The sequence below is a fragment of the Microcoleus sp. Pol8_D6 genome (genome assembly GCF_036700965.1).
GTDB lineage: Bacteria > Cyanobacteriota > Cyanobacteriia > Cyanobacteriales > Microcoleaceae > Microcoleus.
In genome coordinates this window covers 1-13,324 of sequence record NZ_JAUBPW010000112.1, presented here as the reverse complement: position 1 = coordinate 13,324, position 13,324 = coordinate 1, and the positions used below count along the sequence as shown (strand labels likewise).

At 44.5% G+C, this 13,324-nt stretch carries 11 protein-coding genes and 1 tRNA gene; 9 read left to right on the top strand and 3 right to left on the bottom strand.

Annotated elements, in window-relative coordinates:
- The first annotated feature begins 249 nt into the window (after positions 1-249).
- On the top strand, positions 250-915 hold the full coding sequence (locus QUA10_RS27675; protein ID WP_333085706.1) for a hypothetical protein: 666 nt from the start codon (positions 250-252) through the stop codon (positions 913-915).
- Positions 916-1,064: 149 nt separating this feature from the next.
- Here QUA10_RS27675 and QUA10_RS27670 read toward each other — a convergent pair whose 3' ends face one another.
- Positions 1,065-2,645, bottom strand: coding sequence for a peptidoglycan-binding protein (locus tag QUA10_RS27670; RefSeq protein WP_333085708.1), 1,581 nt, complete (start codon positions 2,643-2,645; stop codon positions 1,065-1,067).
- Positions 2,646-2,779: 134 nt separating this feature from the next.
- Between QUA10_RS27670 and alr the strand changes: the two genes are divergently transcribed.
- The 4 genes from alr to QUA10_RS27650 all read left to right on the top strand — a co-directional run bounded on the left by alr (position 2,780) and on the right by QUA10_RS27650 (position 6,436).
- Positions 2,780-3,982: an alanine racemase gene (gene alr, locus QUA10_RS27665; protein ID WP_333085709.1), complete on the top strand. Its 1,203-nt coding sequence runs from the start codon at positions 2,780-2,782 to the stop codon at positions 3,980-3,982.
- A 232-nt stretch (positions 3,983-4,214) separates the two neighbouring features.
- Entirely contained in the window at positions 4,215-5,063 is an 849-nt protein-coding gene (locus QUA10_RS27660; RefSeq protein WP_333085710.1) for a mechanosensitive ion channel family protein, read from the top strand.
- Between the two features lie 47 nt (positions 5,064-5,110).
- Positions 5,111-6,250 (top strand): patatin-like phospholipase family protein, encoded by a 1,140-nt coding sequence (locus QUA10_RS27655; RefSeq protein ID WP_333085711.1) that lies wholly within the window; start codon positions 5,111-5,113, stop codon positions 6,248-6,250.
- A gap of 97 nt (positions 6,251-6,347) precedes the next feature.
- Positions 6,348-6,436: transfer RNA gene (locus tag QUA10_RS27650), tRNA-Ser, on the top strand.
- A gap of 154 nt (positions 6,437-6,590) precedes the next feature.
- Here the strand turns inward: QUA10_RS27650 and QUA10_RS27645 are convergent.
- Complete coding sequence (locus tag QUA10_RS27645; protein WP_333085712.1) at positions 6,591-7,529, bottom strand: serine hydrolase; 939 nt, start codon at positions 7,527-7,529, stop codon at positions 6,591-6,593.
- Between the two features lie 108 nt (positions 7,530-7,637).
- On the opposite strand from QUA10_RS27645, the gene QUA10_RS27640 reads away from it, so the two are divergent.
- Entirely contained in the window at positions 7,638-8,369 is a 732-nt protein-coding gene (locus QUA10_RS27640) for a C40 family peptidase (RefSeq protein ID WP_333085713.1), read from the top strand.
- A 101-nt stretch (positions 8,370-8,470) separates the two neighbouring features.
- On the top strand, positions 8,471-9,475 hold the full coding sequence (locus QUA10_RS27635; protein WP_333085714.1) for a glycosyltransferase family 2 protein: 1,005 nt from the start codon (positions 8,471-8,473) through the stop codon (positions 9,473-9,475).
- 133 nt (positions 9,476-9,608) lie between these two features.
- On the opposite strand, the gene QUA10_RS27630 is transcribed toward QUA10_RS27635, so the two are convergent.
- Positions 9,609-10,781: an IscS subfamily cysteine desulfurase gene (locus QUA10_RS27630; RefSeq protein WP_333069058.1), complete on the bottom strand. Its 1,173-nt coding sequence runs from the start codon at positions 10,779-10,781 to the stop codon at positions 9,609-9,611.
- A 96-nt stretch (positions 10,782-10,877) separates the two neighbouring features.
- On the opposite strand from QUA10_RS27630, the gene QUA10_RS27625 reads away from it, so the two are divergent.
- Entirely contained in the window at positions 10,878-11,546 is a 669-nt protein-coding gene (locus QUA10_RS27625) for a hypothetical protein (RefSeq protein WP_333085715.1), read from the top strand.
- 192 nt (positions 11,547-11,738) lie between these two features.
- Entirely contained in the window at positions 11,739-13,061 is a 1,323-nt protein-coding gene (locus QUA10_RS27620) for a four-carbon acid sugar kinase family protein (protein WP_333085717.1), read from the top strand.
- Positions 13,062-13,324 lie beyond the last annotated feature (263 nt).

The following is a 13,324-nucleotide window of genomic DNA, read 5'->3' as shown; positions in this document are numbered from 1 at the left end:
CATTAAATAATCACATCGGTGCGATTTGGTATTTTATCCATCACTACAATTTATCATTACTTGTTTAGGACTACCAACCAGGGAACCTTTGAAAACTATTTACAATCATTACAAAAACCCGCAGAAGCATTGTGGAATTCTTATAGATCGAATCAGGTTAAAGTAAATTATTCGGAGCCGTCAATTCAAGCAGTTTATTTGATGCGTTATTATCCCCATTATGCGTACATGAATTTTCAAATATTAGAAATGATACACGCTCAAAATTTATTAAAAAATCTAACAAAGGAAACGCTAGAAGTATGCTTATTTGGTGCAGGGCCATGTCCAGAAATCGTAGGTTTAAGTAAATACTTATCAGATAAGTCTCAAAACATTAAAAAGTTAACTGTTAATGTATATGATATTGCTTCTGAGGAATGGACTTTAAGCAGAAATATTACCGAAAAATTTGTGATACCGGAATACTGGTGCGGAGATTTAAAGCTAAATAGTAATTACCTAGATTTATGCGAATCTAATTCTCTTCACTCAGTCAAAACAACAATTCAAAAAAGCCAAATGTTTATTTTTCAAAATTGTCTAAATGAAATTTATAATATATCTACAGTTCAAACAAATCTAAATTTTTTGCTTAATGAAATACCTGTAGGTGGTGTAATAATAATTATTGATTTATGTAACTATAACCAAAACACCACCATAATCTATCAATTGAAACAACAAGTAAGTAATCGACATGATGTTGAAATTTATTGCCCTCAAGCTAAAGATACTAAAATAAAAGCTTGTTTTCCTATTCCACCACTAATCACACAACATCTCTTAACTGAAAAAGATAAGTTAGTACCTCGTAGTAAAGATATCGATTGTCTTTTTATAAGTTTGCACAAAATTAATTTAAAAGCTTTGTAATTGATATGAAATTCGGTTGCAAAGGCATCGTCACCTTTGCTACCGCATTAATTCTGAGGACTAAAGTTCTGACTCCGAACCAGTTTGTAGTAAGGACTTTAGTCCTTCTTTCTTAGTCCACGCTTGAGTGAACATAGAAACAAGCTAAATTAATCTTGAAACACCATAATACTTCCCGAATAGCAAGCCACCCAAACCTGATTAGTTTCCGGATCGTAAGTAATCCCGATCGGACTTGAATTAACCTTCACTGTTTGCAGCACTTTCATATCGCTCGTCCTAACTTTGCTAACAGTATTCGAGAAATAGTTGACCACATAAAGCAGTTTTCCCTGATCGGAAATTGTCATGCTGCGAGGTGCTTTTCCTGTCGAAACTTTGTCCACCACTTTACCCGTTTTTAGGTCAATTTTTGCCACATTTCCTTCACCATTTAAAGTGGCATAAAGATACTTTCCATTGGGATCGATCGTCAAATGACGCGGCGCATTGCCAATATTCTTAAGCCATTCTACCGAAAAGTCGATGAGATTCACTTTCGCAATATCGGAAGAACCCATGATGGCAACATAGGCATTTTTTGAGTCAGGAGTAACAACAATACCCCGAGGATATGCACCCAGTTTCACTCGCTCGATTTCGAGATTTTTATTGATATCAACTACGCTCAAATCCCAACTGCACCAATTGCTAGCGAGCGCGAAGCGATTGTCAGGCGAAACAGCATTGAATTTCGGAACTGCACCTACAGGAATTACCTTTTCTATTGTCAAAGTTTGGGTATTGATGCGGTACAGAAAACTTTGGTCGTGTTTTGCAGCTGGAGAACACCTGTCCGTTCCCGGATTTCTAAACCCGGAACCGTACATTTTGTAGTTGGAGACGTAGGCATATTTGCCATCGGTTGAAAAAGCAGCTTCTACGGGAGAGCCTTTATAATTGCCTTTGAATTTAGAAAAGCCGAACTTCGACAAGTTTACTGTATCGGGAATAGTCTTGACTAATTTAAAGTTCCTGTCGTAAACGGTGATTGTGTGGCGGTACATCATGTTTTGAGCAAAAAACAACCCATCTCCCGAATAAACTATTGATTTTGGCGAGATATTGCCATAAATTGTTTTTTTCAAGACCATTTTCCCTTGAGTGTTGTCGGGAGGATTTACTAGCTTTGTGGATGGTAATTCACTTTCTTTATCCTCGGAATTTTCAGTTTTAAATGGTGGCAAAGAGGGTTCTTGAAATAGAGGTTCTTGGGGCTGATTTTTAGTGGGATCTTCTAGTTCGTTTGTGTTTTCTGTGGCGGTAGGAGATGGCGAAGATTTATCGACATTGGGCGAGATTTTTTTCGCAGATTCCATGCTGGCGTCTTCCGGCTTACCTTTGAGTGCTGACAAGGTTTTAGGGCCGACAATTCCGTCAACTTTCAGGTTGTTCTCTGCTTGAAACTTTTTCACAGCAGCCTGGGTGAGAGAACCGTAAAATCCTGTAGCCTTACCGCGAAAATAGCCTGCGTTTTGTAGAGTTTTCTGGAGTTCGGCTACTTCCGGGCCTGAAGCACCTTTTTTGATGGCGAGTGCGGGGTTGACTAAATTGAAAATTGTGAGAGCGATCGTAAAGAAAAGTAAAGGAGTAGATGCTAAATTTAGGTGCCTTTTTGAGTTGGTCGATCGAGTTTGAGCCGCAGCCGTTTCCCAAGTTTCAGCTAAATGTAGGTAGACCAGTCCGTCCATAGTTTTTACCGGGTATTTTTGGTGCTATGATACACCAGTTAACTTTGATTAAAGAGAGAATATTATTATAATCAAACTTAGGGTAAAATCTCCGAGCAGTTTTTAATGGTGTAAGCAAGTAGGAGCGATCGACAATGTGGAGTGGGGAACAAACAACCGCAGAATCAACGACAAAAGAATCCCGCCAGACGTTGCTGTGGGACGATAACGGGGGACTTTGCCAGCGGGCTTGGGTAGAAATCGATTTAGCAGCTTTAACTCACAATGTAAAACAGCTTAAAAAACTCTTATCTCCCGATACAGAACTGATGGCAGTTGTGAAAGCAGATGCTTACGGGCACGGTGCTGTTGCAGTCAGCCAAACAGCGTTGCAAGCAGGTGCTAGTTGGTTGGGAGTGGCGACAATTCCCGAAGGAATAGAATTGCGAGAAGCTGGGATAGAAGCGCCGATTTTGCTGTTGGGGGCAACCCATACAGCCCAACAGGTAAAGGCGATCGCCCATTGGCACTTGCAGCCCACTATTTGTACTGCCAAACAAGCCCTAATTTTTTCGGAAGTTCTCGCCGATCTTAACCAATCTTTGCCGGTTCACGCTAAGTTGGATACGGGAATGTCTCGCTTGGGTACGCCCTGGCAGGAAGCTACAGAATTTGTGCAATTAGTCAAGCGGTTGCCCAATTTAAAATTAGCCAGCATTTACTCTCATTTGGCGACAGCAGATAGTCCCGACCCCGCAGTTATGAGAGAGCAGCACCATCGGTTTAAACAGGCGATCGAGCAAATTAAAATAGCAGGAATTACCCCCCCTCGCCTCCACTTGGCAAACTCTGCTGCCGCCCTCGCTGACCCGGATTTGCACTACGATTTAGTGCGAGTCGGTTTAGCTACCTACGGTCTTTATCCAGCACCTCACTTGCAGTCGAGATCCAATTTGAAGCCCGCAATGCAGGTAAAAGCTAGGGTAACGCAGGTGAAAACAATTGAAGCAGGAACCGGCGTCAGTTACGGCTATCAATTTATAGCTCAGCGGCCGACACAGATTGCCGTAATTGGTATCGGCTATGCAGATGGTATTCCGCGCAATCTTTCTAATAAAATGCAGGTTTTAGTCCGGGGTCAGTTTGTGCGGCAAGTGGGAGCTGTGACGATGGATCAGTTAATGCTGGATGTAACTGATATTCCCAATTTAGAAGTCGGCGAAGTGGTGACTCTGTTGGGCAAAGATGGCGAAAATAAAATTACTGCTGACGATTGGGCCACGACTTTAGGGACTATTTCGTGGGAAATTCTCTGCGGTTTTAAACACCGATTGCCCCGCGTAGCAGTACACTATTAGCATTAGTCCGGTAGGGGTTTAAACCCCTGCCTCATAGCAAAAGTGGGTTTAAACCGACTCAAGATTTTGAGCGAGTAAATTATTGATTTTAGTCCTCTTTGAGAGGACTTTAGCTATGAGACAGGGGTTAAAAACCCCTGTCGGACTCTCCGACTTATGCAGAAGACTGAGACTGCGTTTACCAATGCCCAATTCCCAATTCCCAATTCCCAACTCCCAATTCCCAATTGATATGACAGTTACTCAGACGTTTTTACCAATAGCACAAACCTTCTATTCTCAACTAAATGCAGAAAGAACACAAGCCTTGGAACTAGCCCAAGAATTCTCGAAAAAATTCGTAGAATTGGGGTTTAAAATTGTACCTCAACTGCTGTGGGCGATCGGCATTTTGTTAATTACGCGATTTGCGATCAACTTTGCGGGGCGCGTGACTCGCCGTGCACTGAGTCGCACCGAAGCCACGCTGCGGAAATTCTTAGTTCAAGCTGCTGAAATTACGATTTTGGTAGTGGGAGTAGTCGCTGCTTTGAGTCAGTTGGGAATTCAAACTACCAGTGTGGTTGCGGTGGTGGGTGCGGCGGGTTTGGCCATTGGTTTGGCGTGGCAAAATACTTTGTCGCACTTTGCTGCTGGGGTAATGTTGATTAGTTTGCGGCCCTTTGAAGTCGGGGATGGGATTGAAGCTGGCGATGTTAAGGGAGTGGTGGACAGCATCGGGATTTTTTCAACAACCGTGGTGACAGACGATCGCATAAAAATTATTGTCCCGAACAATCAGTTGTTTAACGGTACACTGAAAAATACAACGGCAATGGGAACGAGGCGAGTAGACTTGAAGATTGATATTGGCGATCGGCCAATTCGTCCAACTGTAGCTGAGTTATTAGAAATTGCCCACTCTCACCCGCTGGTGTTGGAGAATCCGCCCCCGACTTGTTTGGTAGCCGAGATTACTCCAGAGACAACTATTTTATCTCTCCGACCTTGGTGCGCGTCGGTGGCCTACGAACAAGTGCGATCGCAAGTTCAACAATATGTCAAAGAGGCAATGGATGCCGACAAAAATCAAGAACAATAGATATAAATCTCCAATCTAAAACCCCAAATTTATCCGAGGTATTTCCCATGAGCAAGTGGTATCCGCAGCAAATTTTGCAAGAACCCGGTGTCAGGATCACCCCAACGGAGAAACAAACAATTCTCAGCAAATTTCCGCCTCCCGACGAAAACGGTCAAATCTATGCCGATGGGGTTTTTGAAGGCGGTGGCGTGCGCGGAGTTGCGTTTTTAGGAGCACTCAGGTGCTGTAGCGATTTGGGCATCAACTGGCGAAAATTGGCCGGCACTTCTGCCGGTGCAATTACTGCCGCAGTATTGGCAACCGACTTGTCAATTGATGATTTAGAGGAAATTTTAGGACAGCTCGATTACAGCCTATTTTTAACTCAAAAAAACAGTCCTCTAATTTTAAACGGCGACCCCGCCGACGACTTGCAATCTCCTGCTTGGACGCTGCTTTTCTTAACTGTTAGCCGTCAGATGGGAGAATATTCGGCGCAGCCGTTCCGGCAGTGGCTGGAAGCAATGCTCGGTCGAGGTAACTTGCACACTTTTGCCGATGTCAAACACATCGTAAAAGACCGGGAATTAAAAGTAGTAATATCCAACCTCACTCGCGGTGAAATGTTGGTGCTGCCCGACGACTTACATCGGCGCGAATCGACGGATTCCGATACTTTGTATGAGCAGTTGCGACTCCCAAGTGCTGAACATTTTAGCGTGGCTGAAGCCGTTCGGTTGTCGATGAGTATTCCGCTCTTTTTTGAACCAGGAAAACTCGGCGATGACTTAATTGTCGATGGCGGAATTTTGAGCAATTTCCCCCTGTGGATTTATGACAAACAATCCGTTGGTGCGACTCCTGCGCCGCCCCGCTGGTTTACATTTGGGTTTCGATTGGTCGATACCGGAATTGAGACTAAAGCTAAGATTGATACTCCGCTGTCGATGCTGGCGGCGATGTTCCGAACCATGATGAAAGCAAGAGACCGCTATCACCAGCGAGAAATGGATAAGGGCAGGGTGATTAATATTGATGTGACTGATGCTGGGGTGACGACGACGGACTTTAATCTCGATGGCGATCGCAAGGCTCACCTGTACCGCTTGGGCTATTTGTATACTAAGAGGTTCTTTTTGAGTTCCAATTTTAGTTGGGAGAAGCACTTGAAGGCTAGGGGCTTTGGGGAAGAGGCTGGCGATTGAGGTCGCGAAAAGTATACAGAGTAAGGGATTGAAGAATTTTTAAATTAGGGGTTGGCAAGAATAAGATGTGTGTGCTATAGTTAGTTACTGTCATCTTGGAGAGGTGGCTGAGTGGTCGAAAGCGGCAGATTGCTAATCTGTTAAGGGTGTTAACATCCTTCGAGGGTTCAAATCCCTCCCTCTCCGTTTTAGAGCTTCTAGGAAAAAATTCCTTTTAATCAAATTTTTGGACGGGCTAGAAGCCCATCCCACAAAATTTCCATGTGGGATGGGCTTCTAGCCCGTCCCAATTATTTTTGCAATTCAAGTCTAGTCTAGCCGCAATAATCAACTACTAAATCTAATTAAGTGCTTTCATCGCTTCGACAAATTGCCGCGATATAAATGGCAAAATCTCTTCATTCTTGCTATTCTCTTTGCCCTCGGTAAATACAACCAACAAATACGGCCGCAAACCCGCTATTTCAATATAAGCAGCATCGTGACGAACTTGGCTTGTCAGTCCTGCTTTTGACCACAATTTTGCTGATTCTGGCAATCCCCCGCCTAAAAAACCTGTAACTTGATTTTCGGGATCTGCCTCTAATTCTGCTGGGTCTAAACTGCGTTTCATTAAACCCATCATTTCTTGCGATGCTTGGGCAGAAACAGCTACGCCGCCTATTATACTGTGCAGCAAACGCGCCGCTGCATTTGTAGTCAGCATATTTCTATTTTCCATTAATTCTCCCAGACATGCTCGCTCGCGACCGTAGGGGCCGTCACACCAGGTTTTTTGATTGACGTTAATATTTTGTAATTCCGGCCAATCTAATGATTGAAAGTAACGGTTGACGATGTTTCGCTGCTGTTTCCAACTTTCAAAGGGGCCTGGTGATAATTCTGGGCCGCTGGTGGTGCCGGTGAGGGCATCTACTACTAAACTGGTGGCGTCGTTGCTGGAATCAACGATCATATCTCGGACGGCGCGTTCTAATTCTGGCGATGTTTGAATCATGCCTTTTTGCGCCCATTCCCAGAGGGCAACGAGGTAGAATAATTTGACGATGCTGGCTGGATAAATTCGTTCGGAAGCTCTAGCGCTAAAACCTCGCGGTTGATACTTCCAAAATTCTTCTGGACTCAGCGCGCCGCCTGTATTGACTCGCACTGGTGGATCGTAGACTATCCAGGTAAGGGCTATACGATCGCCAGTTAATCCTGTAAATTCTGACAATGCGGAGTCTATAATGCTAATGCCGAGGGTTTCTAATTGTTCGTCTTTGTGAAAAAATGTCATGGTTAATGGCTGACGGTTAACGGTTAACGGCTAGCAGCTAATGGCAATCTATCGTTAAATGCGAACAATAAATGCGAACAATTAACAGCAAACAATAAGCAATTAGCAATGGCCAATTATCAATTATCTGATGTTGTGGAGTACCGAGCCCGATCGCACATAAATATTTACGATTCCCCAAAGTGCGATCGATTGGCAACTCAAGCAGCGCTGGGGCGACATTTGCGAGTAGTTGATCCCCCCCAGCTTATGAAGGGGGAGAAAAATGGCATAGACTCGGTTGTTGAGGGGGATACAACGTCTGTGATGGTGCGACTGTGCGAAGATGATTATCCGGGATGGCTGGATATTCGAGATGTTGAGTTGCTCGACCCGACAGAAACAGTGTATCATCCTCTGGTGCTTTCTGAGGCAGAAATCAAGGAAAAATTACCAAGAGTAATTACTTTCGCTCGTGAGGCTATGAACCAATCCAATTATTATCTTTGGGGGGGTACAGTCGGGCCAAATTATGATTGTTCGGGCTTGATGCAAGCTGCTTTTGTGGCCGCAGGCATCTGGTTGCCGAGGGATGCTTATCAGCAGGAAGCTTTTACTAAACCTATTAGTCTCAGTGCTTTAGAACTGGGGGACTTAGTATTTTTTGGTACGCCCGAAAAAGCAACTCACGTAGGATTGTATCTCGGAGATAATCGCTACATTCACAGTTCGGGACAAGTACAAGGTCGCAACGGTATCGGTATCGATGTTTTGTCAGAGGATGGGGATATAGTCAGTCAAGCTTATTACCAGCAATTGCGGGGATATGGTAAAGTTGTGGCAAGTTATCAACCTAGTTAGTTGTTGACGGTTGACGGTTGACGGTTGACGGTTGACTGGGAACTAATGACTAATGACTAATGACCAATGACCAATGATTAATGATGTTATCGAATAAATAAATGGACGCTGCATTATTTTTGGAAAAATTGGCTGCACAGCAGGCTGACGCTGAGGTTGTTTTCGACGTTTCGGTGGTGGTGCCGGTGTATAATGAGGTGGAAAGTTTGCCTCATTTGATTGAGGCGATCGCATCTTCTCTCCAACCATCTGGACTCAGCTATCAAATTATTTGTGTAGATGACGGTTCTAAGGACGGTTCTGGTGCACTTCTCCAGCAGTTAGCCAGCACTCGCGATGACCTTTGTGCTGTAATTTTGCGCCGCAATTACGGGCAAACTGCTGCCATGTCCGCAGGTTTCGATCGCGCTCGCGGTCGTGCTATTGTTACCCTTGATGGCGATTTGCAAAATGACCCGGCTGATATTCCGCTATTGTTGGCAAAGTTAGATGAAGGCTACGATTTAGTTAGCGGCTGGCGGAAAAATAGGCAGGATAATACTATTAGTCGGTTGATTCCTTCTAAAATTGCGAACTGGTTAATTGGTCGCGTTACAGGCGTAACTCTGCACGACTACGGCTGTTCTTTGAAAGCTTATAAATCAGAGTTAGTCGCAGACTTGAATTTGTATGGGGAATTGCATCGCTTTTTGCCTGCTTTGGCGTTTATTGAAGGGGCTAGAATTGCAGAACTGCCTGTGCGACACCACGCCCGCCGTTTCGGTCAAAGTAAGTACGGAATTTGGCGGACTTTTCGGGTGTTGATGGATTTGTTAACTATTTCTTTTATGAAAAAGTTCCTGACTCGACCGATGCACGTTTTTGGACTTCTGGGACTGAGTTCTATGACGTTGGGAATGGTTTTAGGGATTTATTTAACTTTCCTAAAATTTGCTTTTGGTCAAAGTATTGGCAATCGTCCTTTGCTGATTTTGGCTGTGGTTTTGCTGTTAACTGGCGTGCAGTTATTTTGTTTTGGTTTGCTGGCGGAAGTGATGATGCGGACTTATCACGAGTCGCAGGGAAAACCGATTTATCGGGTGCGCGAGGTATTTGGTTCTAAGTAAGGGTTCGATACCAATTATACTCTGCCATAAAAAGAGGGAAAGTTTTGAGTTGTAAGTTAAATAATTTAAAACTAAAAACTCAAAACTACTTCCTAATATTCAATTCTCTCATCTAAAATCTCAAATTTCAAATCTAAAATTGATTGACTTTTTGAGCTTGTCGGAGAGATGTAATAGTTGCGATCGCGTGTTCGGCGACTGCATCTATTTCGGCTTCGGTATTGAACCGGCCAATACCAAACCGAATTGAAGCATAAGCTAATTTGTCCGATCGCCCGATCGCTGCTAAAACATGAGAGGGAGATATTTTCGCCGAAGTGCAAGCAGATCCCGAAGAAACTGCCGCCGCCGGTTGCAAACCCAACATCAACGCTTGACCGTCAACACCGGCTACACTAATATTGAGATTCCCCGGCAATCTCTTCGTAGCGTGACCGTTGAGAAAAACATCGCCCAATTCACTCAATTTTTCCCACAAACGCTGCCGCAAATTAACCACTCGTTCTGTTTCCGACGGCATTTCTGCAATTGCCAATTCTACTGCTTTGGCAAACCCAACTATTTGCGGTGGGTAGAGAGTTCCCGATCGCATTCCCCGTTCGTGGCCTCCTCCGTGCATTTGCGGCGCTAGCTGCACTCTCGGTTTGTTGCGCCGCACGTAGAGAGCACCGATGCCTTTTGGCCCGTAAATTTTGTGGGCTGTCAAGGACATTAGATCGATATTCATCTCCTCTACGTCGAGGGGAATTTTGCCGATCGCCTGTGCCGCATCTGTGTGAAAAAGAATGTCATTTCCGCGACAAATTGCTGCAATTTCTGCGATCGGCTGGATGACGCCAATCTCGTTGTTAGCCGTCATCACTGAAACTAAAATTGTCTCTGCCCGAATCGCTTTGATCAAATCGCCTATATCAATCAGCCCGTCGCTTTTCACCGGTAAAACAGTAATGTCAAACCCCAATTTTTGCAAATAGGTACAGGGGTCGAGAATTGCATTGTGTTCGGTTTTTACTGTGATAATGTGCTTTCCTTTACTGAAATAAGCTTCGGCGATGCCTTTGATCGCTAAGTTATTTGCTTCGCTTGCGCCGCTGGTAAAAACAATTTCTTCTGGAGAAGCATTGATCGCTTCTGCTATGATTTGTCGTGACTGTTTTACCGCTGCTTCTGCTTCCCAGCCGTAGACGTGGTTGATACTGGCTGCGTTGCCGAATTGTTCGGTGAAATACGGCAGCATCGCCTCAAGGACCCGTGGATCTACCGGAGTTGTGGCGTGGTTGTCGAGGTATATAGGACGTGCAGACATAGTGCAGTTTTGGTTTGAAAAAGTGTTAGGTTTATTGTAGACGAGCCCCTTGTTCTACTACAAAACTTTATAATTAACATATATTTGTAAAGATTTATGCGAGCTGACATTCAGGGATTAGAAATTACTCTCGGTGAGCTCAAGCACCTCACCGGCGCCGGGCCCGATCGCGTATACCGGCCGCCGACAGCGACTAAGTTTGCCCGCGAAGCTTTGAAAACTGTCGGTTTAATTGTTTTGGTTCTCATCAGTTGTTGGCTGCTGGTTGCGATATTTCCTAGAGCTTATTTGTGGTGGTTCGCCCTTCACTTCGCTGCGATCGTCGGTTTAATCTTTGAGGATGCGTGGAAAATTCAGTGCAGCCGCCAAAACCAACATTTAATCAATCTTTTTGATGATGTCGATCGCTATAATGGTATAATCAAAGCGATCGAAATTAACGATAGGATAGAAGATGCCGGCAATGTGGCAGTCAAAATAGGCGATCGAGCCAAAGTTATTCAAGCTTTGCAACTAATCAGAGACGATTTAGTTCGAGCTTTGAAAACTGAAAGAATTCTTAGGGAAAACAACAAATTTGTCGCTACTAACTCAGAATTATTTGCCAATAACTTAAAAAATTTGAATGCCCTCCAAATTAGCGATCGAGCCAGCGAACAAGGGCGATTGCTCAACGAAGCTTTGCAGGTAGCCGTGGGAGTTCAAGCAGAAATGAAAAAGTTGCAAGATCGAAACGCTGCTAATTTTAAAAAGGGCAAAAGTTAGTAACGTGCACGGCTGCGTGCGCCTCTTACCCAGTAGCAATATGCAGCTTACTGAACCGAGCGAACTCAAACACATTCTCCAAATTATAAGTTATCAGAATTGTGAAAAAAATATCATAACTATTGTAAATTTTTTCCTGTTACGTAACAACTAAGGATATCTTGGAAAGGTGACGTTAACAACCAGGTCAGTATGTCTTCTGTTAAACCCAAGATTATAGTTCTCGACGACGATCCGACTGGTTCTCAAACCGTGCACAGTTGCTTGCTGCTGACACGTTGGGACGAAGACACCCTGCGTTTGGGGCTGCGGGACAAGTGCCCGATTTTCTTCATACTGACAAATACTCGATCGCTAACTCCCGAAAAAGCAGCCTCCGTCACCCGCGAAGTGTGCCAAAATCTAAAAAGGGCGATCGCCAGCGAAAAAATCGAAGACTTCCTAATAGTTAGCCGTTCCGATTCTACCCTGCGCGGCCACTATCCCATCGAAACCGACGCGATCGCCGAAGAACTCGGCCCCTTCGACGCTCATTTTTTAATTCCCGCCTTTTTTGAAGGAGGCAGAATTACCCGCCACAGCGTGCATTACCTAATGGTTAACAGCGTCGCAACGCCTGTTCACCAAACCGAATTTGCCAAAGATTCAGTCTTCGGCTACAGTCACAGTTACTTGCCCGACTACGTAGAAGAAAAAACCAAAGGTCGCATCAAAGCTGATGCAGTCGATCGCATTTTACTTGCAGACATCCGCTACGGAAGTTTAGATCGACTGATGGAGATGACAGACAACCAATGTGCAGTTGTTGACGGCGAAAGCCAAGGCGATTTAGACACATTTGCCAAACACATTCTCGCTGCTGCCAGTCAAGGCAAAAAGTTTTTATTCCGCAGCGGGGCGAGTATTTTAACATCCTTAGCTGACCTGGGCCCGCAGCCAGTAGCAGCCGACGAAATGGCAAAATACGTGAGAGATGGCAAACCGGGTGCAGTAATAGTTGGTTCCCACGTTAAGAAAACTACTGAACAATTGGAACGCTTGTTAAAAGAACCCAATATAGTTAGCATTGAAATAGATGTATCTCACTTGCTAGAAGATTCACCAGAGTATCGCACCCAAATGCTCGATGAAACTCTCGAAAAAGTCCGCACTTCTCATGCCGATGGTAAAACACCTGTAATTTATACCAGCCGCAAGGAACTCGAATTTGACAATGCAGAAATTAGGTTAAAATTTGGAGAGGCAGTTTCTGCTTTATTGATGGATATCGTGCGGGGACTGCCTGCCGATATCGGGTTTTTGATTAGCAAGGGCGGCATTACTTCTAATGATGTTTTGAGTACAGGTTTGTCGCTAAAAAGTGTCAGGCAAATCGGTCAAATTATCGCAGGTTGTTCGGTGGTGAAAACCGATGCATATCATCCTCTGTTTCCCAATTTACCCGTGGTTTTGTTTCCGGGAAATGTGGGGGATAGCCATGCTTTGGCTACGGTTTATAAGCGGCTGAGCAAGTAGTAGAGCTCGTTGAATCGCAGATTAACGCAGATGAATGTAGCTTCAAGTTAGGGAGTAGAATGTTCATCTGCGGTTCGTCGCTGGGTTTCAATGCTCGATCGAACTTTATGGCAACTGTTACTGCACGGCCACTTCCCAAAAAAATCTCTCGCCTACTTTTTCCTTGCCAAATCCCCCCCCACTATGATAGGGCTTGCTGAATATATCGATGGCACTTGACGTAGCCTGGGTTATGCGCTCGCGAGAGCGAGGGTAAAGTGCAA